The 26,065-nt window shown below is 67.7% G+C and carries 23 protein-coding genes; 15 read left to right on the top strand and 8 right to left on the bottom strand.

Features of this window, described 5'->3' with window-relative positions; all coding sequences use genetic code 11:
* Window positions 1-138: 138 nt before the first annotated feature.
* The 3 genes from IEQ11_RS10455 (at window position 139) to IEQ11_RS10445 (ending at window position 2,222) form a co-directional block, all read left to right on the top strand.
* Entirely contained in the window at window positions 139-678 is a 540-nt protein-coding gene (locus IEQ11_RS10455) for a hypothetical protein (RefSeq protein ID WP_191820997.1), read from the top strand.
* A gap of 96 nt (window positions 679-774) precedes the next feature.
* Window positions 775-1,662, top strand: a complete 888-nt coding sequence (locus tag IEQ11_RS10450) for a carbon-nitrogen hydrolase (RefSeq protein WP_191820996.1) — start codon at window positions 775-777, stop codon at window positions 1,660-1,662.
* Window positions 1,659-2,222: a GNAT family N-acetyltransferase gene (locus tag IEQ11_RS10445; protein WP_191820995.1), complete on the top strand. Its 564-nt coding sequence runs from the start codon at window positions 1,659-1,661 to the stop codon at window positions 2,220-2,222. Before IEQ11_RS10450 ends, IEQ11_RS10445 begins: the two co-directional genes overlap by 4 nt.
* A 173-nt stretch (window positions 2,223-2,395) precedes the next feature.
* On the opposite strand, the gene IEQ11_RS10440 is transcribed toward IEQ11_RS10445, so the two are convergent.
* Window positions 2,396-3,430: an NADP-dependent oxidoreductase gene (locus IEQ11_RS10440; RefSeq protein ID WP_191820994.1), complete on the bottom strand. Its 1,035-nt coding sequence runs from the start codon at window positions 3,428-3,430 to the stop codon at window positions 2,396-2,398.
* Between the two features lie 163 nt (window positions 3,431-3,593).
* Window positions 3,594-4,196, bottom strand: a complete 603-nt coding sequence (locus IEQ11_RS10435) for a TetR/AcrR family transcriptional regulator (protein WP_046658990.1) — start codon at window positions 4,194-4,196, stop codon at window positions 3,594-3,596.
* Window positions 4,197-4,698: 502 nt separating this feature from the next.
* Here IEQ11_RS10435 and IEQ11_RS10430 point away from each other — a divergent pair.
* The 7 genes from IEQ11_RS10430 to IEQ11_RS10410 all read left to right on the top strand — a co-directional run bounded on the left by IEQ11_RS10430 (window position 4,699) and on the right by IEQ11_RS10410 (window position 10,497).
* On the top strand, window positions 4,699-5,313 hold the full coding sequence (locus IEQ11_RS10430) for a TetR/AcrR family transcriptional regulator (protein ID WP_057921449.1): 615 nt from the start codon (window positions 4,699-4,701) through the stop codon (window positions 5,311-5,313).
* Window positions 5,314-5,332: 19 nt separating this feature from the next.
* A complete protein-coding gene (locus tag IEQ11_RS10425) occupies window positions 5,333-6,259 on the top strand; it encodes an alpha/beta hydrolase (protein WP_191820993.1) in 927 nt (308 codons plus the stop codon).
* A 410-nt stretch (window positions 6,260-6,669) separates the two neighbouring features.
* The gene (locus tag IEQ11_RS10420; RefSeq protein WP_046656425.1) at window positions 6,670-7,875 is read left to right on the top strand and encodes a TraB/GumN family protein; all 1,206 of its coding nucleotides are present in this window, start codon (window positions 6,670-6,672) and stop codon (window positions 7,873-7,875) included.
* 224 nt (window positions 7,876-8,099) lie between these two features.
* The gene (locus IEQ11_RS10415; RefSeq protein ID WP_191820992.1) at window positions 8,100-9,326 is read left to right on the top strand and encodes a zinc metalloprotease; all 1,227 of its coding nucleotides are present in this window, start codon (window positions 8,100-8,102) and stop codon (window positions 9,324-9,326) included.
* A 40-nt stretch (window positions 9,327-9,366) separates the two neighbouring features.
* On the top strand, window positions 9,367-9,495 hold the full coding sequence (locus IEQ11_RS25885; RefSeq protein ID WP_257720858.1) for a hypothetical protein: 129 nt from the start codon (window positions 9,367-9,369) through the stop codon (window positions 9,493-9,495).
* A 113-nt stretch (window positions 9,496-9,608) separates the two neighbouring features.
* Window positions 9,609-9,737 (top strand): hypothetical protein, encoded by a 129-nt coding sequence (locus IEQ11_RS25880; RefSeq protein WP_257720857.1) that lies wholly within the window; start codon window positions 9,609-9,611, stop codon window positions 9,735-9,737.
* 112 nt (window positions 9,738-9,849) lie between these two features.
* Entirely contained in the window at window positions 9,850-10,497 is a 648-nt protein-coding gene (locus IEQ11_RS10410) for a thioredoxin domain-containing protein (protein WP_191820991.1), read from the top strand.
* A 10-nt stretch (window positions 10,498-10,507) separates the two neighbouring features.
* On the opposite strand, the gene IEQ11_RS10405 is transcribed toward IEQ11_RS10410, so the two are convergent.
* The 3 genes from IEQ11_RS10405 to IEQ11_RS10395 form a co-directional block, all read right to left on the bottom strand.
* Window positions 10,508-13,600 (bottom strand): efflux RND transporter permease subunit, encoded by a 3,093-nt coding sequence (locus IEQ11_RS10405; RefSeq protein WP_191820990.1) that lies wholly within the window; start codon window positions 13,598-13,600, stop codon window positions 10,508-10,510.
* 1 nt (window position 13,601) lies between these two features.
* On the bottom strand, window positions 13,602-17,093 hold the full coding sequence (locus IEQ11_RS10400; protein WP_247024788.1) for an efflux RND transporter permease subunit: 3,492 nt from the start codon (window positions 17,091-17,093) through the stop codon (window positions 13,602-13,604).
* A 76-nt stretch (window positions 17,094-17,169) separates the two neighbouring features.
* Complete coding sequence (locus IEQ11_RS10395) at window positions 17,170-18,321, bottom strand: efflux RND transporter periplasmic adaptor subunit (protein WP_046656420.1); 1,152 nt, start codon at window positions 18,319-18,321, stop codon at window positions 17,170-17,172.
* A gap of 365 nt (window positions 18,322-18,686) precedes the next feature.
* On the opposite strand from IEQ11_RS10395, the gene IEQ11_RS10390 reads away from it, so the two are divergent.
* Window positions 18,687-19,079: a c-type cytochrome gene (locus tag IEQ11_RS10390; RefSeq protein ID WP_036103715.1), complete on the top strand. Its 393-nt coding sequence runs from the start codon at window positions 18,687-18,689 to the stop codon at window positions 19,077-19,079.
* 8 nt (window positions 19,080-19,087) lie between these two features.
* Complete coding sequence (locus IEQ11_RS10385; protein WP_036103182.1) at window positions 19,088-19,543, top strand: c-type cytochrome; 456 nt, start codon at window positions 19,088-19,090, stop codon at window positions 19,541-19,543.
* An 859-nt stretch (window positions 19,544-20,402) separates the two neighbouring features.
* On the opposite strand, the gene IEQ11_RS10380 is transcribed toward IEQ11_RS10385, so the two are convergent.
* A complete protein-coding gene (locus IEQ11_RS10380; protein ID WP_191820989.1) occupies window positions 20,403-22,127 on the bottom strand; it encodes a hypothetical protein in 1,725 nt (574 codons plus the stop codon).
* Window positions 22,128-22,148: 21 nt separating this feature from the next.
* Window positions 22,149-22,745, bottom strand: a complete 597-nt coding sequence (locus tag IEQ11_RS10375) for an NfuA family Fe-S biogenesis protein (protein ID WP_046656418.1) — start codon at window positions 22,743-22,745, stop codon at window positions 22,149-22,151.
* Window positions 22,746-22,887: 142 nt separating this feature from the next.
* Here IEQ11_RS10375 and IEQ11_RS10370 point away from each other — a divergent pair, with 142 nt between their 5' ends.
* The 3 genes from IEQ11_RS10370 (at window position 22,888) to IEQ11_RS10360 (ending at window position 24,646) form a co-directional block, all read left to right on the top strand.
* The gene (locus tag IEQ11_RS10370; protein ID WP_191820988.1) at window positions 22,888-23,229 is read left to right on the top strand and encodes a 4a-hydroxytetrahydrobiopterin dehydratase; all 342 of its coding nucleotides are present in this window, start codon (window positions 22,888-22,890) and stop codon (window positions 23,227-23,229) included.
* Window positions 23,230-23,234: 5 nt separating this feature from the next.
* Window positions 23,235-23,660: an energy transducer TonB gene (locus IEQ11_RS10365; RefSeq protein ID WP_228464451.1), complete on the top strand. Its 426-nt coding sequence runs from the start codon at window positions 23,235-23,237 to the stop codon at window positions 23,658-23,660.
* A 212-nt stretch (window positions 23,661-23,872) separates the two neighbouring features.
* Window positions 23,873-24,646 carry an energy transducer TonB gene (locus tag IEQ11_RS10360; RefSeq protein WP_425494669.1) on the top strand — a complete coding sequence of 258 codons (774 nt, stop codon included), beginning with the start codon at window positions 23,873-23,875 and terminating at the stop codon, window positions 24,644-24,646.
* 18 nt (window positions 24,647-24,664) lie between these two features.
* Here IEQ11_RS10360 and IEQ11_RS10355 read toward each other — a convergent pair whose 3' ends face one another.
* A complete protein-coding gene (locus IEQ11_RS10355) occupies window positions 24,665-25,621 on the bottom strand; it encodes an RluA family pseudouridine synthase (protein ID WP_036103193.1) in 957 nt (318 codons plus the stop codon).
* Between the last annotated feature and the right edge of the window lie 444 nt (window positions 25,622-26,065).

Here is a 26,065-nt window from a genome sequence, read left to right as displayed (position 1 = left end):
GCCGATTTGTCTGTAACGCGGGCCATTGGCCCCAGGCCATCCACGGCCCAAACCGCGAGGCTTGCCGAACAGGTCCCGCTGCGACAATCTCCGGCACCGGTACACGACCGTCCATTCGCGCGCGGCTCAGGGGATCTCATGCGTCGAACCATCCTTGCTACCGGTCTGGCTCTCGCCGCGGCCGGCCTGCTCAGCGGCTGCGGCCCGCGCTATTACAAGCCCCAATCGCCGGGCGGCGGCACCGCCACCTTGAACATGAGCCGGGGCGCCATGCACCTGGGCGGCCGTTCGTTGCAGGTGTACGCCGGTTATCGCGACAGTCGATGCTCGCGATCGACGGGAACCGGGCGCCTGGGCTGGATGCTCACCTACGCGACCGTCGACAAAACCGCCGTGGTCGACGCCGGCCAACGGCTCTACCTGATCGCCGGATTGCACGAATACAGCGTCGGCGGCCCGCCTGATCAATCGAGCGCGCCGGGCATGTACATGACCCACGGCACCTGCCGCAATCTGGCCAGCTTCATTCCACAGGCCGGCCACAGCTACGAAATCATCCAGGAGCAACACCGGCCGCACACCTGCGAGCTGCGCGTGCTGGACCAGGGCACCGACGCAGCGCCGTCGGACCTGACCGTCGAGGATCCCCGCAACTGTCCGCTCGAAGCCGCCGGCTGATCCGGCGCCCGTCGCGCGAGGCCGATCGCGCGACGGAGCAGTCGCGGTCTTCGGCTTTACAATGATCGGCCCCACGCTCGTGATTGCGACCCGACGATGAAGCCCACCACCCTCCCCGTCGCCCTGATCCAGGACCGCGACCACGGCTCGCGCGAGGCCAACCTCGCCAACATCGAAAGCCGCGTCGCCGAAGCCGCCAGGCAAGGCGCCAAGCTGGTGCTGCTGCAGGAACTGCACAACGGGCCGTATTTCTGCCAGCACGAATCGGTGGCCGAGTTCGATCTGGCCGAGCCGATCCCGGGCCCGAGCACCCAGCGCCTGGGCGCGCTGGCCAAGCAGCACGGCGTGGTCCTGGTCAGCTCGCTGTTCGAGCGCCGCGCGGCCGGGCTGTACCACAACACCGCGGTGGTCTATGAGACCGACGGCTCCATCGCCGGCAAGTACCGCAAGATGCATATCCCGGACGATCCGGGCTTCTACGAGAAGTTCTATTTCACTCCGGGCGACATCGGCTTCGAGCCGATCGACACCTCGGTCGGCCGCCTGGGCGTGCTGGTGTGCTGGGACCAGTGGTACCCGGAAGGCGCGCGGCTGATGGCGCTGGCCGGCGCCGATCTGCTGCTGTACCCGACCGCGATCGGCTGGGACCCGGACGATCAGCAGGACGAAAAAGACCGTCAGCGCATGGCCTGGATCCTCAGCCATCGCGGCCACGCGGTCGCCAACGGGCTGCCGGTGCTCAGCGTCAATCGCGTGGGCCATGAGCCCTCGCCGATCGGCGCCTCGGGCATCCAGTTCTGGGGGTCGAGCCATGTGCTCGGGCCCCAAGGAGAGTATCTGGCGCAGGCCCAGACCGCCGAGCCGGAGATCGTGATGGCCAATGTCGATCTGGGCCGCAGCGAGCACGTGCGGCGGATCTGGCCGTTCCTGCGCGACCGCCGCATCGACGCCTACGCCGACCTGCTCAAGCGGTACCGCGATTGAGCCCCGCCGCGCCCGCGTCGTTGCAACTGCGCCCGGCGGTCGAAAGCGACCTCGCCGCGATCCACGCGCTGTACGCGGTCGAGGTGCGCGAGCATCTGGCGACCTACGAGTACGACGTGCCCGACCTGGCCGAAATGCATCGGCGCTGGCGCGCGATCGTCGACGCGGGCTATCCCTACCTGGTCGCCGAATGCGACGGCGCCTTCGCCGGTTACGCCTACGCGACCAGTTACCGCACCCGCATCGGCTATCGCTGGACGGTAGAGAACTCGGTCTACATCGAACCGGCCTTCCACGGCCGCGGCATCGGCCGCGCGCTGATGCTGCGGCTGATCGACGACTGCACCGCGCTGGGGTTCCGGCAGATGGTCGCGGTGATCGGCGACGGCAGCAACGCCGCCTCGGTGGCGCTGCACGAGCGCCTGGGCTTCAAGCTCGCCGGCGTGTTTCATGGCCTGGGCCGCAAACACGGGCGCTGGCTGGACACGGTGCAGATGCTGCGGCCGCTCGGCGACGGCAATGTCGGCGAGCCCGATGAGAACGTGCCCGGTTTGAAGTAAGCCGATCGTTCAACGCGCAGACGCGGCTTGAGGTCGGTGGCTCGCCGGCTTGCGTCAGCCCGACGCCTTTCGTTCCGATCGCATCGATGCTTCATCGCGACGGTTCGAACTGCGCCGGGCCACCCGACCTCCGATCGCATCATCGCGAGCGGAAGCAGTTCACCGGCGTCGGATCAATCCTCCGAAACCCGCACCACCAACTTGCCGAAGTTGCGCCCTTCGAGCAGACCGATGAACGCCTCCGGCGCATTCTCCAGGCCGTCGATCACGTCCTCGCGCACGATCACGCGACCGGCGTCGATCCATTCGCCCATGTCGCGGCGGAAGGCTTCGAAGCGGTCCGCATAGTGGTCGAGGATGATGAAGCCCTGCATGCGGATGCGCTGTTGCAGCACCGTCGCCATCAGCAGCGGCAGGCGGTTGGGCCCGGCCGGCAGGCTTTGGCGGTTGTAGTCGGCGATGTGTCCGCACACCGGCACGCGCGCGCCGAGGTTGAGCAGCGGCAGCACCGCGTCGAACACCTCGCCGCCGACGTTCTCGAAATACACGTCGATGCCGTCGGCGCAGGCCGCGGCGAGTTGCGCGGCCCACTGCGGATCGTGGCGATCCAGGCAGACATCGAAGCCCAGGGTCTCGACCGCATACCGGCATTTGTCGGCGCCGCCGGCGATGCCGACCACGCGCGCGCCCTTGAGCTTGGCGATCTGCCCGACCACCGAACCGACCGCGCCGGTCGCCGCGGCCACCACCACGGTCTCGCCCGGGCGGGGCTGGCCGATATCGAGCAGGCCGACGTAAGCGGTGAACGCCGGCATGCCGAGCCCGCCCAGCGCGCGCGAAGGCTGCGCCATCGCGCCGAGCGCGGTCAGATCCTGGCCGTCGGACAAGGCGTAGTCCTGCCAGCCGGCGTTGGCGAGCACCAGCTCGCCGACTTGGAACCGCGGATGCCTGGACGCGACCACACGGCTGACCGTGCCGCCGATCATCGGCGCGCCCAGGGTCACGCCGGGCGCATACGAGGTGCCGCCTTCTTCCATCAAGGTGCGCATGTAGGGGTCGAGCGACAGATACAGCGTGCGCAACAGCACCTGTCCTTCGGCCGGCACCGGTACGGCGGCTTGGTCGAGGCGAAAATCCTGCGCGGTCGGCAAACCTTGCGGGCGGGCGGCGAGAAGGAAGCGGCGATTGACGGTGTCGCTTTGCGGCATGGGATGAGGTCCGGTGGGCGTGGGAGATCGGGTGAGTCGGTGCGGGCCGTCAAGCGCGTGGGGGCTTGAGGCAGAGCCGACTCGGGTGGGTTGCACGGCTTAAATAGACCGGTCGTCTATGAAACAGGCGAAGAAAAGACGGGATGGCCTGCGCCCTCCCGCCTCAGGCGGTCGCGACCAGCCCCAGCAATTGCCGGGTGCTGGCCATGGCGGTGTCCAACGGCGTGCGATCGCGGGTGATCTTGGCCAGCAGGCTGGCGCCGAGCCAGTTCTGGTAAAGCTCGGCGCCCGCCTGGGCGGCATCCCGAGGGGCCGCCAGGGAGCCGTCCGCGCGACCGGCTTCGATGCAGCGCGCCAGCCGGTCGGTGATGCCGCGGGTTCCGCGCGCCAGCGCCGCGCGCATGCTTTCGGACAGATCGCAGACCTCGGCGCCGAGCTTGACCACCAGGCAGCGGCTCTGCGCTTCGTCGCCGGTCTGCGAATCCAGCCAGTCGTGGAAATAGGCGCTCACTCGCTGCGCCGCCGTGCCCGGTTGCGCCAGTAACTCGTCCATCCGCCCCAGGTAATCGGCGAAATAGGCCTCGAGCACGGCCTCGCCGAAGGCTTCCTTGGAGCCGAAGTAGTGGTAGAACGAGCCCTTCGGCACCTGCGCCGCGCTCAGGATCTCGGCCAGGCCGACCGCGGTGAAGCCCTTGCGCAACAGCAAGGGATGGGCGACGTCGAGGATGTGCTGGCGCACATCGGCGGTGGCGGGAGTGGCATTCATGGCGGCCACATTAGCGGCCATTAGACCGGTCGTCTAGTAGCGGTGGTTCGGTATCAACCGGGGCCGTTTCTGATCTCGGGTCGCGTGCTCGGCGTGGCGCCTGGCTGTCCGTGGCTGAAGTCCGATTCAGTCCAAAGTGTCCGGTCAGAGCGGCCGTTCCAGAAAAGCCGTACCAATCCGTATAAGGTCTTTGGATGGGCTCAACCCGCTCCTGAGCACTGCGGCTGCGCCACGGCCGTGTACCGGCCAAATAAACCCGCGAGCGCCGTGAGCCCTCGCAGTCCGCCCCGCCCACTGCATTCGACGCCGCCTCCATTCAACGTAGCCCCTCGTTCGACCGCCGCCGCATCCGCACGCACCCACCTGTGCCTTAAGACCGATGGCCCACGCACGCGAATAGCGCACTCTCGACATCAAGCCGGCGCTCGGCCTTACTCGATCCGCACACTCGCGGCCGACGAACGGCAACAATAAAACGAACGGACGTGCTATTTTTCAGCCCATGTCGACCCTGACCGCCACCAACAAAGGCGCCGCCACCCGCGACGCGATCCTCGAACAGGCCTACGGCATCGCCTGTTCGGCCGGATTGGAAGGGCTGTCGATCGGCCCGCTCGCGGCCGCGGTCGGCATGTCCAAGAGCGGCGTGTTCGCCCACTTCGGCTCGCGCGAGGATCTGCAGCTCGCCGTGCTCGACATGGCCGGACAGCGTTTCGCCGGTTACGTGCTGCTGCCGGCCTTGCAGCAGCCGCGCGGCCTGGTGCGTCTGCGCGCCATCGTGAATGCCTGGTTCGACTGGTCGCGGCACACCGACGGTGGCTGCGTGCTGCTCGGCGCGGTCAGCGAGTACGACGACCGGCCCGGCCCCCTGCGCGACTGGGTGGTCGAACAGCAAAAGCGCTGGCGCCAGGTCCTGGGCCACGCCGTGCAGTTGACCATCGACACCGGCGAACTCGGCGCCGACACCGATACCGAGCAACTCGCGTTCGAAATCTACGGATTGGCGCTGATCGTCCACCACGACGCCGGCCTGTTCGGTTTCGACGCCGCCACCGAACGCGGCCGGCGCGCCTTCGAGCGCCTGATCCGCTCCTACGCGTCCTCCCCCACCGCCTGAGCGCCCGACGAGGTCCGGCATGTACCCGCTTATCGCCAAAATTAGCACGACCGTTCGTAACGTAATCAAGCTATACGGCCTGCGCCTGAGCTTCGTTTTCGGCGGCTGGTTGGCGCCCGAGGCGACCACGCGCCGCGCCGCCGACCTGTTCTGCACCCCGTTCGCGTCCTCGCGCCGGCGCGCCCTGGCCGCGCCGACCTTCGACGCGCGCGAAGACACGCTCGACATCGACGGCCATGCCATCGCCGCCTATGTCTGGGGCGATCCGCAGCGTCAGCCGTATGTGTTGTTCGCGCACGGTTGGTCCAGCCATGGCACCCGCGTGGCCAAGTGGCTGCCGCAGTTGCGCGCCGAAGGCTATGCGGTGGTCGCGTTCGACCAGCCCGGTCACGGCCGCAGCGGCGGGCGCCTGGCCACCCTGCCCGACTTCACCCGCCATCTGTACAAGGTCGGCGAACACTACGGCCCGGCCGCGGCGGTGATCGGCCATTCGCTCGGCGGCGCCGCGGCGCTGCTGGCGATGGCGCGCGGCCTGCGCGCCGAACGCGCGGTGCTGATCGCGCCGGCGGCCGATCCGGTCGCCGCGGTCAAACGCTTCGCGCGCTTCCTGTGGGTGGACGACGAGCTGTGCCGCCGCATGTTCGCGTATTTCGAGGCGCGCATCGGCATCAGCTTCGATTCGCAGCAGGCGCACCGCAATGCCCCGACCATCGCCCGCCCGGCCCTGATCGTGCACGACCTGGACGATCGCGAAGTGCCCTGGGCCGAGGGCGAGCGCTATGCGCGCTACTGGCCCGATTCGCGCCTGCTCAGCACTCAGGGCCTGGGCCATAACCGCATCGCCGACGACGGCGGCGTGATCGTCGCGGCGCTGCGTTTCCTGCACGGCGAACCGGTCGGGGACAAGGTGGTGTCCAGCGAGAATCTGCCTTATGGGTTTGCTTGAGTGATGGCGCTCGATCGATCAATCGATCAATCGAAAAACGAGTAGAGAGCAGTGAGTAACGAGTAGGAGCTGGTGCGACATGCGATCGGTCTGGTCGGGGCTTCACCCCTCCGGCTTCGGCCAGACCGTTCGCTTTGCGGTTTGTGCCGATCGCGAATGCGGGCGGGCGCCGTGGTCACCCGGCGCTCGCGGGCCGGATACCGCCGACACGACTCATCGCCACGGGCGCCGCGCCGCGCGTACGCATTCGCCGCCGCGCCGTCGAAACCACCGGCCCGCGCGCCGCGCCGCTTGCCCATGCCCGGACCGCCGTCGCGGGTTTGCCGGCACCCCTGCCCGACCTCTATGCTGCGGGCCTTTCTGTGCTCCGGCACAGCACCTCGCCGCGCGAGCCAGAAGCCCCCATCCGAATGAATGAACCGCTGAACGACGGCCTGCACGGCCAACCGCACGCCATCGTCGAACGCGACGGCGTCCGCTACACCCTGCTGGGCACCGCGCACGTGTCGCAGGCCAGCGTCGACGCGGTCCGCGATGCGGTCGGCAGCGGCCGCTATGACGCCGTCGCGGTCGAACTCGACGCGCAGCGCCTGCAGGCGCTGACCGACCCCGACGCGCTGGCCAAGCTCGACCTGATCCAGGTGATCCGCTCGGGCAAGACCGCGCTGTTCGCCGCCAACCTGGCCTTGGCCGCGTACCAGCGCCGCCTCGCCGAGCAGCTCGGCATCGAGCCCGGCGCCGAACTCAAGCGCGCGGTGCTCGAAGCGCGCCAGCGCGAGCTGCCGGTGCATCTGATCGACCGCGAAGTCGGCCTGACCTTCAAGCGCGCGTCCAGCAAGCTGGGGTTCTGGGGCCGGGCCAAGCTCGGCGTCGGCCTGATCAGCGGCCTGTTCGCCGCCGACGAGGTCGGCGAGGAAGAAATCGAGAAGCTCAAGCAGGGCGACATGCTCGAATCGAGCTTCGGCGAATTCGCCGCCGAAAGCCCGCAGTTGTACGAAACCGTGATCGCCGAACGCGACCGCTACATGGCCGCGCGTCTGCGCGAGACCCACGGCGACGCGCGCGAAGTGCTGGCGGTGGTCGGCGCCGGCCATCTGCAAGGGCTGGCCAGGCACCTGCGCGAAGACACCGAAGACCCGGTCGCGCAACGCACCGCGCTGGAACAGGTCGCGACCAAGAGCAAGGTGCCGTGGGTGATGATCGTGATCACCAGCCTGATCCTCGCCGGCATCGCCTGGGGCTTCTGGAAAGGCGGCGTGGCGATGGGCGCGGACCTGCTGCTGCAGTGGGTGCTGTACACCGGCGGCCTGGCCGCGTTGGGCTGTCTGCTGGCCGGCGGTCATCCCTTCAGCGTCATCACCGCGGCGGTGGTCGCGCCGCTCAAACCGTTCCGTCCCGGCGTACCGACCGGCGCGCTCAGCGCGCTGGTCGAAGTGCACCAGCGCAAGCCCGCTTACGGCGACTTCATGGCCCTACGCGACGATGCGCAGACGCTCAAGGGCTGGTATCGCAACCGGGTGGCACGTGTGGTGTTGAACTTCATGCTGACCAATATCGGCACCGGCGTGGGGGTTTGGATCGCCGGGTTTCGGATTGCGAGCAAGCTGGTTGGCTGACGCGGCACGATTCTGGCGGCGCATGGTTCATCGACGCCCTCGCCGTTCGCGATGGCGCGCCACGAACGCGGTTATTCAAGCGAACCATCGTGTGCGCGGCTACGGCGATAACGATTGCGCGGCGCGGCCGACCTGTCAGTTTTCGCCGTTGACTTGACGCTGGAGCCGCCCGATAGTTCGACACCGGATGGATCAGATCCGCGGTAGGCCACGCGCATAACGCCATGGATGAGGCAAGCACCGCTAGCGACGACGCGCCGGCTGTCCCGGTGCCTTGCGCCGACTCCAACGACCAGCCCGCAACCTCCATCCTGGATGCGGGACTGCCGCTGCAAGGCATCCAGATCCAGACCTGGCCCAACGGCGAGTTCCTGATCGGCAACGCCGCCGGCAAGCATCTGGTCGCCGGCAAGGAAATCGCGCTGGTCATCCGCGCGCTTTGCGAAGCTCAAAACGGCGCGCAAGCCTATGCTCGCTATGCCGCGCAAGGCGGTCGCCTGGCCGAAGCGGCGTTCCTCGCCCAGGCTTCGCGCTGCCTCGCCGCGCTCACGCTGACGCCCTCGCCGGCCGCTCCGCCTCGGCTGTTGTTCCGCCGCACGGTGTTGTCGCCCGAGCGCGTCGCCCCGTTCGCGAACATCGCCCGGCACGCCTTCGTGTTGCCGTGGGCCGCGCTCGGCCTGCTCGCCGCCTTGGCCGCGCCGGTGTTGGCGATCGCGGTGTTCGGCGAGCGCCTGGCCGCGACCTGGCTGAGCCTGGACCAATCCATCGCTGCGTTCGCACTGATCCTGCTGGGCGCGGCGATTCACGAGTTCGGCCATGCCGGCGCGCTGGTGCGGCATGGCCAACCCGCCGGCGCCATCGGCGCCGGCCTTTATCTCGGCGCGATTCCGGTGTTCTACGCCGACGTCTCGCGCGCCTGGCGCCTGAGCGTGCGCGCGCGCGTGGTGGTCAACCTCGGCGGCGTGTACTTCCAGGCGATCTATGCCACCGCGCTGATGCTGCTCGGCGCGATCGCCGGATATCCGGCACTGCAGATGGCCGGCGCGCTGTCGGTGATTTTGACGCTTACCCAGTTCATGCCGTTCGCGCGCACCGACGGGTACTGGGTGCTGAGCGATCTGCTGCGCGAACCGCGCCTGGGCAAGTTCGACGCCAAATTACTGCGCGAGTGCAGGCAACCCGACGCCACCGGCCGCAAGGCGCGCTTGCGCCTGGCGTATCAACTGAGCAATGCCGCCGTCGTGGTCGCGGTCCTGATTTTGTCCTTCCGCCACGCCTCCGGCCTGCTGCACGCCATCGCCGATTCCTACGCCGCCGGCATCGTGTCCGACATCTTGCGCCAGCCCTCGCGCTGGCTGTCGCTGGTACTGCTTTGCTTCCTCCTCTATCAACTGCTGGCGGTAGCGCGCCGGCTCGCGAACAACGCCAGGTCACGCCGCCGGCCTGGTTGAGCACTACCCGAAGCGCGGCCTCAAAATGGACTGTCCGAGCATGAACGAAAACCTGGATACCGATCTGAAACTGGAAGAGTTGGACGAACGCCTCGAGTTCGCTCCGGCGTGGCTGTGCGAGAACGCCGAGTGGTTCACCGATTTCTGGGGCCTGGACTGCACCCAGTAACGATCGCCGACGCGGTCCGTGTCGGCGTTGCATGAAGGCCGAACGCCGCCCCACGGACGGCCGATGCTCCACCGTCGCGGCCATCGTGGCCGCGGCCAACCGCGAAGAAAGCCATGGACGCCCCGATCGACAGCAACGAACTGAAACTGGAAGAACTCGACGAGCGCCTGGAGTTCGCGCCGGCCTGGGTGTGCGAGTACTTCCCGATCTACGAATACTTCGGCGGCAACTGCATCCAGTAATACGCCGGGGCGGGATCGGTTCCGCGCCGATCCCGCTTCCGACGTGAAAATGCGAATCGCTCGACGCGGTCGCGCCCCGCTTCGCATGCGACCCAACGCACGGGATCGAATCTTGAACGCAGCAAACACACTCCGCCGCGAGCCGCTTCATGCGGTTCGATGGGCGCGGCTGACGGGCATCGGCCTGACGGTCGCCGCGCTGGTCGCCTGCGGACCGCAACCTCCCGCCGGCATCGCCCAGATCGATGGCGACTACGCGGTGGTGTCGCGGCTGCGGCCGCATTCGCTGCAGCGGGTGCGGATCGAGGTCGCCATCAGTTTCCACTGCCCCGCCTGCAAGCGTTTCCAACCCAGCCTGGATACGCTTGCGGCCAAATACGGCGAGCGTTTGAGCATCGAGCAGACCGCGGTGACGCCGCGCTCGGGCTCGGGCCGTCCCGAGCGGCTGTTCCTGCTTGCCAAGCGCGCGGGCCTGGGGCCGGTCGCGCGCGACGCGCTGTATCGCGCCCGCTTCGATCTGAAGCAGGACATCGAACAAGACGCCGTGCTCGGCGGCATCGCCCGTCAGATCGGCCTGCCGTCGGAGCTTCTGGCGCAGCTCGACAGCGCCGCGCTCAAGCGCGAACAGGCCTCGATCGACGCCCGCACCCGCGTCTTCGCCGCATACACGCCCAGCATCCTGGTCGAAGACCAGTTGCTGGTCGATTCCGATGCCGCGCAGATCGCGCGCGTGATCAACGGCCTGTTGCCAAGCCGCTGACCCGCGACGCTCAGACCGCCGCTTCGGCCGTGCCGCCCGCGGCCGCGCGCGCACCGCGCGCGCGCCGCACCAGCGCGGAAGTACCGGCGCGCATATCGTCGAGAATGCCGTAAATCGTGGGCAGGAACAGCAGGCTGACGACGGTGGAGAACGCCAGGCCGCCGGCCACCGCGCGCGCCATCGGCGAGTACGCCAGGCCGCCCAGCACCACGGTGTCGCTGAGCGAAATCGGCACCATCGCCAGGATCGCGGTGCCCATGGTCATCATGATCGGGCGCAGACGCTCGCGGCTGCCCTCCACCAACGCCTCGTTGCGCGACATGCCGCGCCTGCGCAGGTTGTTGATGTGCTCGACCATGACGATGCCGTTGTTCACCACCACGCCCATCAGCACCAGGATGCCGATGAAGGCCATCACCGTGAACGAGCTGCCGGTCAGCCAGAACAGCCAGAACACGCCGAAGATCGAGAACACCACGCAGCTCATGATCGCCGCCGGGAACAACAGCGATTCGAACACTGCCGCCATCACCACGTAGATCATCACCAGCGCCAGCACCAGGTTGATCATCATCTGCTTGCCGGCGTCGTCGTCGCGTTCGAACGAACTGCCGTCGAAGCTGTAGCTGTAACCGGCCGGGAACGACACCTTCTTGAGCGTTTCCTCCATCGCCTTGCGCGCATCGGGCGTGGTCGCCTTGCCGTTGAGGCTGGCCAGCACGGTCAGCGTGGTCTGACGGTTGTTGCGATTGATCTGGCTCGCGGTCGGGCGCACGTTGACGTCGACCATCGCCAGCAGCGGTACGCTGCGGCCGTCGCTGGAACGCACGGTGAATTCGGCCAGATTCTCGATGCCGTAGCTCTCCGCGCCGGCGAAACGCGCCCACACCGGCACTTCGGTATCACCGCGCTGGAAATCGCGCAACTGGGCGCCGCGCAGCGACAGGCCGACGAAGCGCGAAACTTCCTCGACGCTGAAACCGAACGAAGCCGCGCGCTCGCGATCCACCTTCACGTTGAGCTCGGTATTGCGGTCGCCCACGTCCACGCGCACATCGCGCAGTTCGGGCCGGCGCGCGAGCATCGGCACGATGTCGTTCGCCAGTTCGCTCAGGGTTTCGGTGGAGTCGCCGACCAGCTGCACCTGGACGTTGTTGCCGCCGCCCTGCGCGCTGCCCTCGTCCTGGCCCATGCTGATCTCGGCCTTGGCCGATTTCGGCATCGCCTTGGCGATCGCGTCGACCACCGGCTTGGTGTTCTTGACCTCGTTCTCGTGGAACTGCAGGCGGGTGCCGGCTTCGCTGCCCTGTTCGCTGAAGAACGAATAGATCTGCTTGATGTGGTACTGCTTGCGGTGCTCCTCCAGGAAACGCTCGGTCTTGAGGATTTCCATCGACATCTGCTCGCGGGTGTAGCTGCCCTTCCAGTGGTACTGGATGAACGCTTCCTTGCCGCCCTCGTTGCCGAACATGTCGAACTTGGTCTGGGTCATCGGCACCAGGCTGATCGCCACCACCAGCACGATGCCGAGCACGCTCAGGCCCCGATGCTCCAGGGTCCAGCGCAGGAACCGCGCGTACACGCGCTGCAGCCGCGGGATCAGGCCGGTGGTGGTGTTGACCGCCGGCGGCGTTTTCAGGCGCGCGGAGATCATCGGGATCAGGCTGACCGCGACCAGCCACGAGGCCAGCAGCGACACCGAGATGGTGATCGCGATCTGCGACATGAAGATGCTGATGTCGTTGGTCTCGCCGATCAGGTTCGGCAGGAACACGATGCAGTGGCACAGCGTGCCCGCCGACAGGGCGATGGCGACGTGGCGGGTGCCCAGGATCGAGGCCAGCTGCGGCTGATCGGGCATCTTCTCGCGTTCCTGATAGATGCTCTCGACCACCACCACCGCGTTGTCGACCAGCATGCCGACCGCGAGCAGCAGGCCCATCAGCGACAGCACGTTGAGGGTGACGCCGACGAAATGCATCAGCCCGAGGGTCATCACGAAACAGATCGGAATGGCCAGGGTCACCATCAAGGTCGACGGCCAATGGCGCAGGAAGAAAAACAGCACCGCCACCGACAGCAGCAGGCCGATCGCGCCGGCCTCGGCCAGTTCCAGCAAGGAGCTGGTCACGTCCTCGCCCTGGTTCTGCACCACCTTGATTTCGATGTTGCGCAGCGCGGGTTGGGCGCGGATCGCCTCGACCTCGGCCAGCGCCAGCTTCGCCACCTCCACCAGGTTGGCGCTGCGCTCCTTGTAGATGTCCAGGCCGATCGCCGGGCGTCCGTCCAGGCGCCGGCCGGTTTCCAGACGCGCGGGCTTGAGGCGCACGTCCGCGATCGCACCCAGCTTCAGGCCGCTGGTGTTGATGACCAGGTTGCGGAACTGTTCCAGATCGGCGACCTGACCGATCGGCTGGACCCGCAGACGGCGGCCGCCGTCTTCGATTTCGCCGGCGGAAATCGAGAAATTCAGCGCCTGCAGACTCTTGGTCAGGGTATTGAGATCCACGCCGTGCGCGACCATGCGGTCGGGCAGGATCGCGATCTCGACCTCGCTGGGCGCCGCGCCGCCGATCTCGACCTTGGCCACGCCCGGGATGCGTTCGAGGCGGCGCTTGAACTCGCGGTCGATCAGGTCGTACTCGCGGCTGAGATCCATGTCGCCGGCCAGGCGCACCTGCAGGATCGCCTGGTCGCCGCTGGACCACTTGAACACGAAGTAGCGCTGGAAGCCCTCGGGCAGATCGTCGACGATCGCGTCGATGCGCTCGCGCGCCTCCGAGGCCGCGATGGCGATGTCGCGGTCCCAGTCCTTGAACTCCATCTGGATGGTGGCCGAGTCGGAGCTGGCGCTGCCGCGCATGCTCTTGATCCCGGTCATCGTCGCCAACGCCTCCTCGGCCGGGCGCAGGATGGTGCGTTCGACCTCTTCCGGGGTGGAGCCGTCGTAGGGCAACTGCACCAGCAGGAACGGCGCGGTGATGTCCGGCAGCGACTCCAGCGGCAGCCGCACCGCCGCGATCAGGCCGATCACGAACATCGACACGAACAACATGATGGTCGTGATCGGCCGCTTGATGCTGATCTCGGCAACGCTGCTCATGTCAGTGCGTCTCCGCCAGCGGATCGTTGTCGTGGCCGATCTTGTCGGCGGCCACGCGCGCCTCGCGTTCGGCCTTGCGCACGCGGTTGCGGTAGTACTCGTCGCCGCGGCGGTCGAGCAGATCGTAGACCACCGGGATCACCACCAAGGTCAGCAACGTCGACACCAGCAGGCCGCCGATCACCGTGATCGCCATCGGCGAGCGCACTTCGGCGCCCTCGCCGGTCGCGATCGCCAGCGGCAGGAAGCCGAACAAGGTGCACAGCGTGGTCATGATGATCGGGCGCAGGCGCGAACGCGCGCCCTCGATCAGGGCCTCGCGCTTGGGCGTGCCGTGCTCGCGCAACTGGTTGACCTTGTCGATCAGGATGATCGCGTTCTTGACCACCAGGCCGACCAGCAGGATCAGGCCGATGAACACCACCACCGACACCGCCGAACGGGTCAGCAGCAGCGCCAGCACCGCGCCGACCAGGGCCAGTGGGATGGTGAACAGGATCACGAACGGATGCAGCAGCGATTCGAACTGCGAGGCCATCACCAGGTACACCAGGAAGATCGCCAGCCCGAACGCGAACAACAGCGAATTGATCGACTGCTGCAGTTCCTCGCCCTGACCGCCGATGTGCATGCGCACCTCCGGGCTCAGCGGCTGCTCGCGCACCATCTTCTCGACCTCGGCGACCGCGCCGCCCAGGTCGATGTCGCGCAGATTCGACGACACGATCGCCACGCGCACCTGATCGGCGCGGTGGATTTCGCTGGGGCCGCTGGTGGCGACCACGTCGGCCACCGATTCCAGCGTGACCGGGCGGCTGCTGTTGGGATTGACGATCAGGCGGCGGATGTTCTCGATCGAGGCGCGATCGGATTCGCGCGCGCGCACCAGCACGTCGATCTTGCGATCGCGGAAGCTGTAGCGGGTGGCGACGTCGCCACGCACCTTCTTGACCACGATATCGGCGATGTCGCGGGTGGCCAGGCCGAGCGCGCCGGCGCGGTCCTGGTCGAAGCGGATCTGGATCTCGGGGAAGCCCTGCTCCACGGTGGATTTGACGTCGGCGAAATGCGGATTGGCGCGCAGCATCGCCGCCATCTTCTGGCCGGCGCGCTGGATGGTTTCCAGGTCCTGCCCGCGCAACTCGATTTCCAGCGGCGTGGAGAAACTGAAAAGCTGCGGACGGGCGAAGTCGACCTGGGCGCCGGGATGCGCCTGCATGGTCTGGCGCAGCTTTTCGGTTTCGGCCGCTTCGACTTCCTTGCTGCCGCCGTCGGCCATCACCACGGTGATCTTGCCGATGTTCTCGCCGCTCTCGGTCGGATTGGCGTCCAGCCGGGTGCCGCTGCCGCTCACGCCGAACCAGGCGTGGATGCCCGGATCCTTGGCGTGCTTTTCCTGGATCTCGCGCACCAGCTTGTCGGTCTCGCGCAGCGGCGTGCCCGGCGGCAGCTTGACCGTCATGTCGAAGCGGTCCTGCGCCAGCTGCGGGATCAGGTCGGCGCCCAGCAGCGGCACCGCCGCCAGGGTCGCCACGAACGCCGCGCCGGCCAGGCCGAGCACCAGCGCGCGATGGCCCATCGCCGCCGGCAGCAGCTTCAGATAGCCGCGTTCGGCGCGCTCGTACGGCGCCATCGCCAGATCGCTCGCCTTGCCCATGACCGGGCCTACCACCGCGCCGAGGCCGCGCCACGCGCGCACCACCACCCAGGCGATGCCGAAGAAGGTCCAACGCACCGCAGAGGCGATCGCATACAGCGGCCACGCCACGATCTTCAACAGCCGATTGCGCGGCTGCCAACGCGGATGCGGCGCTTCTTCCTGGAAGCCCAGCGCCGGCCGGCCGCGCAACGCGCTCAGCATCGGGATCAGGGTCATCGACACGATCAGCGAAATGCCGATCGCCAACGCCACCGTCAACGCCTGATCGCGGAACAGCTGACCGGCGATGCCCTCGACGAACACCAGCGGCAGGAACACCGCGATGGTGGTCAGGGTCGAGGCGACCACCGCCATGCTGACCTCGCGGGTGCCGACCACGGCCGCCTCGAGAATGCCCAGGCCGCGCTCGCGCGCCTTGGCGATCGATTCCAGCACCACGATCGAATCGTCCACCACCAGGCCGGTGGCCAGCGCCAAGCCGCCCAGCGACATCACGTTCAAGCTCAGGCCCAGACGGTCCATGAAGAAGAACGTGGCGATGATCGACACCGGCAGCGACAGGCCGATCACGAACGTGCTCCAGCCGTCGCGCAGGAACAGGAAGATGATCAGGACCGCAAGGAACGCTCCGATGACCGCGTCTTTCTTGACGTCGGCGATGGCGTGACGGATGAACTGCGATTGGTCGTCGATCGTGGTCAGTTCAACGTCCGGCGGAATCTGCGCCTTGATCTGCGCCAGCCGCGCCTGGATCGCATCGGCGGTGGACACGGTATTGGCGTCGCCTTCCTTGTAGATGGCCAGTTCCACCGCTTCCACGCCGGCCAGGCGGATGACCGCCTCGCGTTCCTTGTAACCCTGGCGGATCTCGGCGATGTCCTTCAACCGCACCGGCTTGCCGCCGGCCGCGGTGGCTTGATCGCCCGAGTTCGCGCTCTGCACCGAAGCCGCCGCCGCCATCGCGTCGGCCGACCCCGAGGCCGCGGCCACTCGCGCCATTTCCGCCGCCGCGTCGGCCGCGGCGTTGCCGCCGACCTTCTGCGTGGTGACCAGCATCTCGCGGATTTCCGGCACGCTGGCGAATTCGTTGACCGTGCGCACCAGATAACGCTGCGCGCCCTCTTCCAGGCGGCCGCCGGAGACGTTGATGTTCTCGGCCTTGAGCCGCTGGATCACGGTGTCGATCGGCAGATTGAGCTGGGCGAGTTTCTGCTGATCGATGTCGACCTGGATTTCGTCCTCCAGACCGCCGCCGACCTTGACCGCGGCCACACCTTCGACCGGTTCGAGTTTCTTCTTCAGATCGTCGTCGGCGTAGCGGCGCAGCGCGGTCAGCTGACGGATCGCCTCGGTGTCGCTGGCCTTGTCGCCGCCCTTGGTCGACAGCGCGATGCGCAGGATCGGCTCGGTCGAGGGATTGAAGCGCAGCAGCACCGGCTTCTTGGCTTCCAGCGGCAGCTGCACGATCTCCATCTTGTCGCGCACCTCCAGGCTGGCCTGGTCCATGTCGGTGCCCCAGGCGAACTCGAGCACCACGTCGCTCTGGCCGGTGCGCGATACCGACTTGAGCTTGCGCAGGCCCTTGACCACGCCGACCGCTTCTTCCAGCGGTTCGGAGATCAAGGTCTCGATCTCGGTCGGCGCCGCGCCGGCGTACTCGGTACGCACGGTCAGGGTCGGATAACTCAGATCGGGCAGCAGATTGACCTTCAGGCTGTTGAGCGCGATCACGCCGAACAACAGGAAGGTGATGGTCACCATCGCCACGGTCACGCGGCGACGGGTGGAAAACTCCACCAGGTTAAAGGACGTCGTGTCCGGAAGCTGAGCCACAGTCAGTCCCCACGTTCAAATAGGTAGTGCGAAGGACGCGGCCGCTTGCGGCCGCGTCGGGGGCGTGATCGCCGGTTTACTGCTTCAGCGGAGCGGTCGCGCTCGCGGCGGCGGCCACTTCCTTGGGCTTGGCGGCGTTGATCGGCAACACTTCGGTGCCTTCGCGCAGCGCGGTCTTGCCGGCCACCACCACCTGGTCGCCGAGCTTGATGCCGTCGCGCACCTCGGCCCAGGCGCCGTCGAGGTAACCCAGCTTGACCGGCACGCGCGCGACCTTCTTGCCGCGCACCACGAACACCGCCGGATCGCCTTCGTCGTCGAGCAGCGCCGCGCGCGGCACCACCAGCGCATCGGCGCGGTTGTCGTAATCGATGCGCAGGCGGCCGAACATGCCCGGCTGCAACACCCCGCCGCCTTCGAAGCTGCAGATCACCCGGAAGGTGCCGCTGCCCGAATCGACCACCGGAGCGACCCGGTCGACCTTGCCGGTAAACGTCTTGCCGGGCATCGCGTCGACCAGCATCTGCACCGGCAGGCCGGCCTTCAAGGTCGCCAATTCGCGCTCGGGGACGTTGAGGGTGGCCTCGAGCAGCGAGGTGTCGACGATGCGGATGATCGGCGAGTTGATCTGCACGAAGTTGCCGGTCTTGATCGAACGCGAGGCGACCACGCCGGAAATCGGCGCTTCGACCTTGGCGTAGGACAGTTCCAGGCTCGCCATGCGGTTGGCCGCGCGCGCGCTTTCCAGGTCGTAGCGCAACTGGTCGGCGTCGTTGGCGCTGAGCAGGCGCTGCTCGGCCATCTGCCGGGCACGCGCGTAGTTGGCCTCGAGCTTGCGCATGGTCGCGTTGGTCTGCGCGGCCTGCTGCTCGGCGCGGGCCGAGTCCAGCCGCACCAGCACCTGCCCGGCCTTGACGAACTGGCCTTCCTCGACCATCACGTCGAGGGCGACGCCGGAGGTCTTTGCGACCACCTGCGATTCGGCCCGCGCTTCCAGCGGCGCGGTACCGGTATAACTGGCCGCGATCGCGCGGCGGCTGGCCGCGGCGACCTCGACCGGCACCGCTTCCGACACCTTGTCCTTGGCCTCCTTGGCCTGCGCCTCGGCGGCGCCCGCTCCGCCCTTGCAGGCCGACAGTCCCATGACGCAGGCCAAGGCCAGGGCGGCGATAGCCACCGTGCCGCGCACTGCCGGACCGCCCTTGCGGTTGTTGGTGAGTTGACGCATTCGAGACGACCCCAAGCTACTAAAGTTTTTTCGTCGGTTTCCGGTCGTATGCCGGTGTTGTATATAGGTATATCACCAGCCCCCAAAGCCAACATCCGCCGAAGGTCATGATGACTGGAGCCATGGATTTATTCTGAGGCACGGTGCGCGCGGACGATGTCCGTCGCGCGCGCCGCCGTGCCGTGCAGCGCAAATCCACGCCGGGCCCGGAGCGTTCCGGAATCGGCGCCAAGTATGGATGCGGTCAAGGACGGCTTCGTTGCAGTCGTCTGCCCAGCTATACTCGGCGGCTTGTGCGCGGCTCCGGCCCCGCAGAGCCAGCCACCACCTTTCGCTAGCCATTCGAGATTGCGGACTACGACATGATGCGACCGCTGACGATCGCCGCCTGCTTTGCCCTGACCCTGGCCGCCCTGAGCGCACATGCTCAGCCCCAGGATGCCGCCAAGGCGCCGGCCCCCACTCCGACGGCTCCGGCCGCCGCCCCGGCCGCCGCGCCGTCTCCCAAGGGCAACGCCGAAACCGGCCGTCAGCTCACCTACACCTGTCAGGGCTGCCACGGCGTGACCGGTTACAAGAACGCCTACCCGAACTATCACGTTCCCAAGATCGTCGGCCAGTCGCCCGAGTACCTGGTCAGCGCGCTGACCGAATACAAGAAGGGCACGCGCAAGCACCCCACGATGCAGGCCCAGGCGCAGAGCTTCTCTGACCAGGACATCGCCGACATCGCCGCCTTCCTTTCCAGCGCCAAGTGAGCCGCCTCATGACGAATCCCAGCTTCTTCAAGCGCGGCCTCGCCATCGCCTCGCTCGCCCTGGCCCTGGCCGCCTGCTCCAGCGGCGAAGTGCCCGCCGGCCATTCCTCGGCCGACCGCAACGAAGGCCACACCAAGTCGTCCTCGGGCCTGCCGGCCGGCAACATCGCCGCGGGCGAGAAATTCGCCAACACCAAGCGCCCGCCGACCAATCAGGCCTGCGTGGAATGCCACGGCACCAACAGCGACAGCAAGCTGCCGATCGATCCGGTGACGCCGCGACTGGCCGGCCAGTACCACGACTATCTGGCGCACTCGCTGCAGATGTACCGCGACGGCGACCGCGCGCACGCGCTGATGTCGTTGCAGGCCAAGGATCTGACCGACCAGCAGATCGCCGACGTGACCGCGTATTTCGGCTCGCTGCAGAACGACAAGCTGCGCGATCTGCACGGCGTGCATTGATCGATCGGCGGATCGGGCGCGCGGCTGGATCGCGCGTTTGGATCGCGCTGCTGAAAACGGCCCGCATTGCGGGCCGTTTTTGTTTGTGCGGTTATCGGATGCCGCAACCAAGAAGCGGGACGCATCATTTGGCCCAGTCGCCACAGCATTTTTCACGTGTGACGCTCCCCTCCCCTACCGTCATTCCCGCGAACGCGGGCTCAGCTTTATTTCGGCGGAGCCGAACATCCAGTGCCTTTGACGGGGCAACGGAAACGACGTGCCCTGCGTGACCCACGCTAAAGCCACTGGATTCCCGCCTTCGCGGGAATGACGAGCAAAAGCGGCTTGATCGATAGGTGGACTAAGTGCCTGTGGCCGCGCATCACCACAGCTTTTTTCACTTGCTGCGTCCTCTCCTACCTTCATTCCCGCGTAGGCGGGCTCAGCTTTACTTCGGCGGAGCCGAACATCCAGTGACTTTGACGGGGCAACGGAAACGACGTGACCTGCGTGACCCGCGCTAAAGCCACTGGACTCCCGCCTTCGCGGGAATGACGAGCAAAAGCCATTCAACCCGCAGGTCGAAGCTTCAACCGATACCTCGCCATCGAATCGGCCAGTGACTGCGCCCCATTCCTACCGTCATTCCCGCGAACGCGGGCTCAGCTTTACTTCGGCGGAGCCGAACATTCAGCGACTTTGGCGCAACAACAGAAACGACGCCGCCCGCATGCCCCACGCTAAAGCCACTGGATTCCCGCCTTCGCGGGAATGACGAGCAAAAGCGGTTCAATCGACAAGTGAGCGACATGCAAGTAAGGCGATACCTGCATACCCGGGACTCCATGCATCGCCCTCCGGGTGACGCCCTCACCCCTCACCCACCCGGCGGCGGCCTCACGCTGCCGTTGTTTTCCTGCAGGTGCGGCTTGAACGGGATATCCGGCGGCGGACGCGCTTCGGCCGGCTGGTCGTTGAGGTTGGGATCGTCGATGCCGCAGCCGCCGCCGGCCATCAGCAACACCACCGAGCACTGGATGCGCTTGCTGGTGCCGGGGATCGGAATCATCACCGTCTGCACGCTGCGCCGCACCCACTCGGCCAGCAGGGTTTCGTTCGGCCGCCAGTATTTGTCGAGCGCGGTCGGTTCGTAGTCGGTGGGCTTGCGCCGCAGCCAGGTGCCGGCGCGGTCGAGGTCCTTGATCTCGGCGGTGATCGTGCCAGGCGGCTTGCCCGGCGAAGCCGAGCCCGGCGTGTTGGCGATGCGCGGACTGCCGTCGCTGTTGTACAGGCCCGGCGTGTCGCCGCGTTGCGCGCCCGGACGGTTGCGGTTGGAGCCGCCCCAATCGTCGTCGGTCTTCAGGTTCGACCAAGTGCCCGGCGCAGGCGTGGGTTTCGGTCCGGCGCCGGCGGTCGCGGCCGGCGTGCGCGAGGGCGCGGCGCTGGAGCTGGCACTGGGCGTGGCGCTGGGTGTCGCCGTCGCGGTGCTGGAACTCGCCGCGGCGGCATTGGGCGCCGGCGCCGTGGACGTCGCATTCGCCGGCGCCGTCGTCGCGGGCGAAGGCGAGCTGGCCGGTGCCGGCGTGGCCGAAACCGAGGGCGCCGGAATCTCGGCGATGCGCACCTGCGGGGTCGTCGCGCGCACTTGCGGCGCCGCGATCGGCTGCGTCGGCAGTTCGCGCATCTGCAATTGCGGCAACGGCGCGGGCACCTCGCGCACCGCGACCTCGCGCGGCTGCGCGTTCACCGTCGGCGCGGCGATCTGCGGTTGCGGCAGTTCGCGCGACAAGGGCTGCACCGGCGTCGGCACGTCCTGGGTCGGCACCGGCCGGGTCGCGATCTCGAGCTGCGGCACCCGCGGCGTATCGTCCAGGCGCTTGCGCGTGGGCGGCAGCACGAAGATCTGCGGCGAATCGGGCACGTCCTTGCTGACCATCACCGGCTGTTCGACCGTCGGCGGCGGCAGTTGCGGCTCGGGCACGTCGCGTTGCGGTACCTCGGGCACGCTCGCCTGCAGTTCCGGCGGGGGCGGCGCGCTGATCGCGACCTGCGGCGGTTGCGCGGCTTGCGGCGGCGCCGGCGTGGCGGGCGGCTGCGGCGGCGTCGGTTCGGTCCGCGGCTGATCCGACGGCTGCTGCGCGCCGCCGCCGGGGTCCTTGGGCGTGCCGTCGCCGATGAATTCGATCATGGTGACGTCCTCGCCCTGCGGCGGCGGACGGGTGGCGAAGAACTGCAGGTACATCAGCCAGATCAGCGCGCCGGCGACGAAGATATGCCACAGCACCGAAAACGTGGCGGCCACCCAGCGCAGGCGACGGTCCTCGCGTTCCGGCGGGTGCCATTGCTGGCGCCACAAGGTGGCGAAGGCCTGCCAGCGATTGAGGTTGGCCGCGCGCCGCGGCGGCGACGCCAGCGGCCGCTGCGCGAGGGTGGCGATCATCGCCTCGGAGGTCGCGCCGACCACCGCGCCGCCGCGTTCGCTCAGCGAGTCGAACCAATGCTGCCAGCCCGGCGGAAACTCACCGGGCGCGGGCGACTCGCGGCGCAGCGACAGCCGCAACCGGCGTTGCAGGGCCTCGATGAGCGATGCGGCGGTGGGCATGGGCTCTGCGCCGCCCGGGCGTCAGGCCGCGCTGTCGCGGGGAATGTACGGCGCGTCGCCGGTTTCGTGGTCGGTCGCGTCGCGCACCGCGGTCACGCCCGGCACCTTGGTCATCAAGGTGGTCTCGATCCCCTGCTTGAGGGTCACGTCGGCCATGCCGCAGCCCTGGCAGCCGCCGCCGAAGCGCAGCACGACCACGCCGTCGGCGGTCACTTCCTGCACCGACACGTTGCCGCGGTGCTGGGCGAGCTGCGGATTGACCTCGTGCTCGACCACCCAGCGCACGCGTTCGACCAGCGAGGCCGAATCGGCCGGCGCTTCGCCCTTGATCTTGGGCGCGCGGATCTGCAGCTGGCCGCCGGTGGCCTTGTTTTCGTAATCGATCTGCGCGCCGTCGAGGTACTTCACGCTGTCGGCGTGCAGCCACAGGGTGAAGCCTTCGCAATCGATCGCCCATTCGTCGCCGACCAGATCGGCCGGTTCGGCGAACTCCAGGCGCACGTCGGCGCGCGGAGTCCCGGCATGCACCGCCGACAGCCGCACGCCCAGCCCCGGCAGGGCCTCGCGCTCGATCAGTTTGCGGAAGTGCGTTTGCGCGGATTCGGAAATATTGATCATCGGGCTATTCTAGCGGGGTCAGTGCGGCGCGTAGCCGTGCCTGCATCCTACGACCGTCGGCGATACGATTCCGTTCATATGGAGCCGCGCCGGCGCAAACGCAACGCCGCCGCGCCCGCTGCAGGCCGCCAGGAGTCATCGCATGAACGATCTGATCCCCCTTTCGCAGGCCCGTTGCATCGCCCGCCGCGGCAGCGAGCACCGGCTCAGCGAAGCGCGCGTGCGCGAACTGCTGCCGGAAGTCCCCGGCTGGGAGCTGGCCGAGGACGGCCACGCCCTCACCAAAACCTTCCGCTTCGACGATTACTATCGGACCATGGCGTTCGTGAACGCGCTGGCCTTCATGGCCAACCGCGAGGATCATCATCCCGATCTGGGCGTCCATTACGACCGCTGCGTGGTGCGTTACTCGACCCACGACGTCGGCGGACTGAGCGAAAACGACTTCATCTGCGCGGCGAAGGCCGACGCTCTGACAGGTTGATCGCCATGACCATGCGTGCTCGCCATCGTTTTGTCGGTTCCCCCCGCCTGGGCGCGCTGCTCGCCAGCGGGCTGCTCGCCGCGCTCGCCGCCGGCTGCGGCCCGCGCGACGCCGACCAGCCGATCATTCCGTCGACCCCGCTGCGCGCGGTCGATACCCCGCCGCCGGAGTACCCGGTCGAGATCGGCTGCGACCAGATCGGCGGCAAGGTCGTGCTGCAACTCACCGTCGGCCCGGAAGGCAAGCCGACCAAGGCCACGGTGCTGACCAGCAGCAAGACCCAGGCGCTGGACGATGCCGCGGTCAAGGGCGTGCAGCGCTGGCGCTTCGAAGCGGCCACCCGCAACGGCAAGCCGGTCGCCACCGATATCCAGGTGCCGGTGACCTTCCATCCGCCGGCCGACCGGCCGGCGCATTGCGGGCGGCTCTGAGAGGGCTACAAGCGCGACACTCAGTCACGATGACATCAGCCACGCGGCGGTCTTGCGCGCGTGTGCTCACGCCCCATCCAAACCATCAGGGACGTACTACCGTGCAAGGGAATCTGCAAGCGGAACAGGCGATGTCAGAAGCCGTGACCACGGCCGGGTCCGCATCAATGCTGCCGGCTAAGGCGCGACGATCGAAAGGCGCGGTTGCCGGCTTGCTCGCCCTGTACTTAACTTTGGCCACCAACGCGGTCGCCAGCGACCCTTCGGTCATACCGCCTCCGCCGCCTCCGCCGGACGAACCGAACTGGGTCGCGCCCACGCCCCGGCCGCCGCGGGACCCGAGCAAGCCGCAGCGCGATCCGACCCTGCGCCAGAAGTTCACCCCGCAGTTTCCGCGCGATGCCGCCTGCGCCGGTAAAAACGGCAGCACGACCCTGGTGCTCAAGGTCGACGAAAACGGCCGCGTGACCAAGGCCCTGGTCGAAAAAAGTAGCCGCCATCGCGAGCTCGATCGCGCCGCGGTCGAAGCGGGCGAACTGACCTTGTTCAATCCGGAGATCTACAACGGCGTCGCGATTCCCTCGATGGTCCGCCTGCCGTTCGATTTCATCGAGCCGGCGCAGCCGCCCGCGTACTGCGCGCTCAGCGTCGATTTGCGCAAGCCGATCGAGGCCGGCCAGGCGGCGATGCCGCAGGCCGGCGAAGACGCCGCGCCGCACGTCTTCGCTGCCGGCGATCGCATCGAAGCGATCGTCTCCCAATACGCGTTCGCTCCGACCCGGGTGCTGGCGAGTTGGAAACGCATCGGCAACGGCGCCGCGACCCGCACCGTCCAGGAACACAGCCGCGACCTGCCGGCGTCCGAGTCGCGCCAGAGCAGCGAATTCGTGCTGTCACAAGCGCCGACGCTGCCTCAGGGCGAGTATCTGCTGGAAATTTTCGTCGATGGCCAAAGCCATTCGCGTCACCGCTTTTCGATCAGATAGCGGCCGCGGCATGGCCGCTCACCCCAGCCGATCCAGCACCTCGACCAGCTCCGGCGCCAGCGGCGCATTGAGCAGATAAGGCTCGCGTCCGCCGTCGAGCGCGAACTCCAGGGTCGAGGCGTGCAGGAACAGGCGGCGCAGGCCGAACTGATCGCGCAGCTTCTTGTTGACCTCGGCCTCGCCGTACTTGTCGTCGCCGGCGACCGGATGGCCGATGTGCTGGGCATGCACGCGGATCTGGTGGGTGCGGCCGGTCTCGATCCGCACCTCGCAATAGGACTGCCCGCCGCGCCGTTCCAGGGTCTTGAAATGGCTCAGCGACGGCTTGCCCTCGCGATGGACCTGGACGTGGCGCTCGCCGCCCTGGCGCAGGCCGATATGCAGCGGCGCGTCGACGCTCATCACCCCTTCGGGCATGCGGCCGGTCACCAGCGCCAGGTAGCGCTTGGCGATGCCGCCGTCCTCGCGCATCAGCGCCTGCATCTCGGTCAGGGCCGAACGCTTCTTGGCCACGATCAGCAGCCCGGAGGTGTCGCGGTCGAGCCGGTGCACCAGTTCCAGGGTGTGGCCCGGACGCGAGGCGCGCAGGGTCTCGATCGCGCCGAAACTGATCCCGCTGCCGCCATGGCTGGCGACCCCGGACGGCTTGTTCAGGGCGAGCAGACGCGCGTCCTCGAACACGATCGCGGCGTCCAGGGCGTCCATGAACCCCTTGGGCGGGGTCGGCTTTTCTCCGGCCTCGTTGAGACGAACCGGCGGGATCCGCACTTCGTCGCCGGCCTCGAGCTTGCGCTCGGCCTTGGCCCGGCCCCCGTTCACGCGCACCTGACCGGAGCGCACCAGCTTGTAGATCAAGGATCTGGGCGCACCTTTGAGTTGGCCCAACAGGAAGTTGTCGAGCCGCTGGCCATCGCGGTCTTCGGGCACGCGCACGGTGCGGGCACCGGCATTAGTGGAGTTTGCTGACTGGGTCATCCCGAAGCGTTATCTGTTACACTCGCGACGCGAGATAAGGTTTTGATTTCGCTGGGAGTTGTGCCAGTCGTCCGCCTCAACAGCGTGCGGCCCGGCACGGGGCCGAAAGCCCCTCCCGCGATTCCGGTCCGCGTCTAACCACTGCCCACGGGGTAGCCATGTTAGCAGCGACGGACCGGCGGAACCGGCCTTCGCCCGATGGGTCAAACCATCGCGATGAACAACCGTGCGGCGCCAAGGCCTCTCAAAGAAGAGCCGGCTCGAAGCTGCCGCCGCCCGCCCCGAGCGACGTTCGCGTCGCCGGCCCCGATAGTTTTTGCATAGGTAAGAAGCGCTCCCGCGGCGTGCCGTGGTGATGTAGCGCTGGTAGTGGAGGCTCGCCGGCGCGCGGGCGGCCCGCATCCGATGCGGCCGACGATCGCGACGGCGTGGCCTCAGTTCCCA

This window comes from Lysobacter capsici, assembly GCF_014779555.2.
GTDB classification, from domain to species: domain Bacteria; phylum Pseudomonadota; class Gammaproteobacteria; order Xanthomonadales; family Xanthomonadaceae; genus Lysobacter; species Lysobacter capsici.
Note: the sequence above shows the minus strand (reverse complement) of the source record. Positions and strands in the feature narration are given on the sequence as shown.

Bases quoted from the DNA above. Each gene is read 5' to 3' on its own strand.
- IEQ11_RS10455 (WP_191820997.1), top strand. From the start codon at position 139: ATGCGTCGAACCATCCTTGCTACCGGTCTGGCTCTCGCCGCGGCCGGC.
- IEQ11_RS10450 (WP_191820996.1), top strand. From the start codon at position 775: ATGAAGCCCACCACCCTCCCCGTCGCCCTGATCCAGGACCGCGACCAC.
- IEQ11_RS10440 (WP_191820994.1), bottom strand. From the start codon at position 3,430: ATGCCGCAAAGCGACACCGTCAATCGCCGCTTCCTTCTCGCCGCCCGC.
- IEQ11_RS10435 (WP_046658990.1), bottom strand. From the start codon at position 4,196: ATGAATGCCACTCCCGCCACCGCCGATGTGCGCCAGCACATCCTCGAC.
- IEQ11_RS10430 (WP_057921449.1), top strand. From the start codon at position 4,699: ATGTCGACCCTGACCGCCACCAACAAAGGCGCCGCCACCCGCGACGCG.
- IEQ11_RS10425 (WP_191820993.1), top strand. From the start codon at position 5,333: ATGTACCCGCTTATCGCCAAAATTAGCACGACCGTTCGTAACGTAATC.
- IEQ11_RS10420 (WP_046656425.1), top strand. From the start codon at position 6,670: ATGAATGAACCGCTGAACGACGGCCTGCACGGCCAACCGCACGCCATC.
- IEQ11_RS10415 (WP_191820992.1), top strand. From the start codon at position 8,100: ATGGATGAGGCAAGCACCGCTAGCGACGACGCGCCGGCTGTCCCGGTG.
- IEQ11_RS25885 (WP_257720858.1), top strand. From the start codon at position 9,367: ATGAACGAAAACCTGGATACCGATCTGAAACTGGAAGAGTTGGACGAA.
- IEQ11_RS25880 (WP_257720857.1), top strand. From the start codon at position 9,609: ATGGACGCCCCGATCGACAGCAACGAACTGAAACTGGAAGAACTCGAC.
- IEQ11_RS10405 (WP_191820990.1), bottom strand. From the start codon at position 13,600: ATGAGCAGCGTTGCCGAGATCAGCATCAAGCGGCCGATCACGACCATC.
- IEQ11_RS10395 (WP_046656420.1), bottom strand. From the start codon at position 18,321: ATGCGTCAACTCACCAACAACCGCAAGGGCGGTCCGGCAGTGCGCGGC.
- IEQ11_RS10390 (WP_036103715.1), top strand. From the start codon at position 18,687: ATGCGACCGCTGACGATCGCCGCCTGCTTTGCCCTGACCCTGGCCGCC.
- IEQ11_RS10385 (WP_036103182.1), top strand. From the start codon at position 19,088: ATGACGAATCCCAGCTTCTTCAAGCGCGGCCTCGCCATCGCCTCGCTC.
- IEQ11_RS10380 (WP_191820989.1), bottom strand. From the start codon at position 22,127: ATGCCCACCGCCGCATCGCTCATCGAGGCCCTGCAACGCCGGTTGCGG.
- IEQ11_RS10375 (WP_046656418.1), bottom strand. From the start codon at position 22,745: ATGATCAATATTTCCGAATCCGCGCAAACGCACTTCCGCAAACTGATC.
- IEQ11_RS10370 (WP_191820988.1), top strand. From the start codon at position 22,888: ATGAACGATCTGATCCCCCTTTCGCAGGCCCGTTGCATCGCCCGCCGC.
- IEQ11_RS10365 (WP_228464451.1), top strand. From the start codon at position 23,235: ATGACCATGCGTGCTCGCCATCGTTTTGTCGGTTCCCCCCGCCTGGGC.
- IEQ11_RS10355 (WP_036103193.1), bottom strand. From the start codon at position 25,621: ATGACCCAGTCAGCAAACTCCACTAATGCCGGTGCCCGCACCGTGCGC.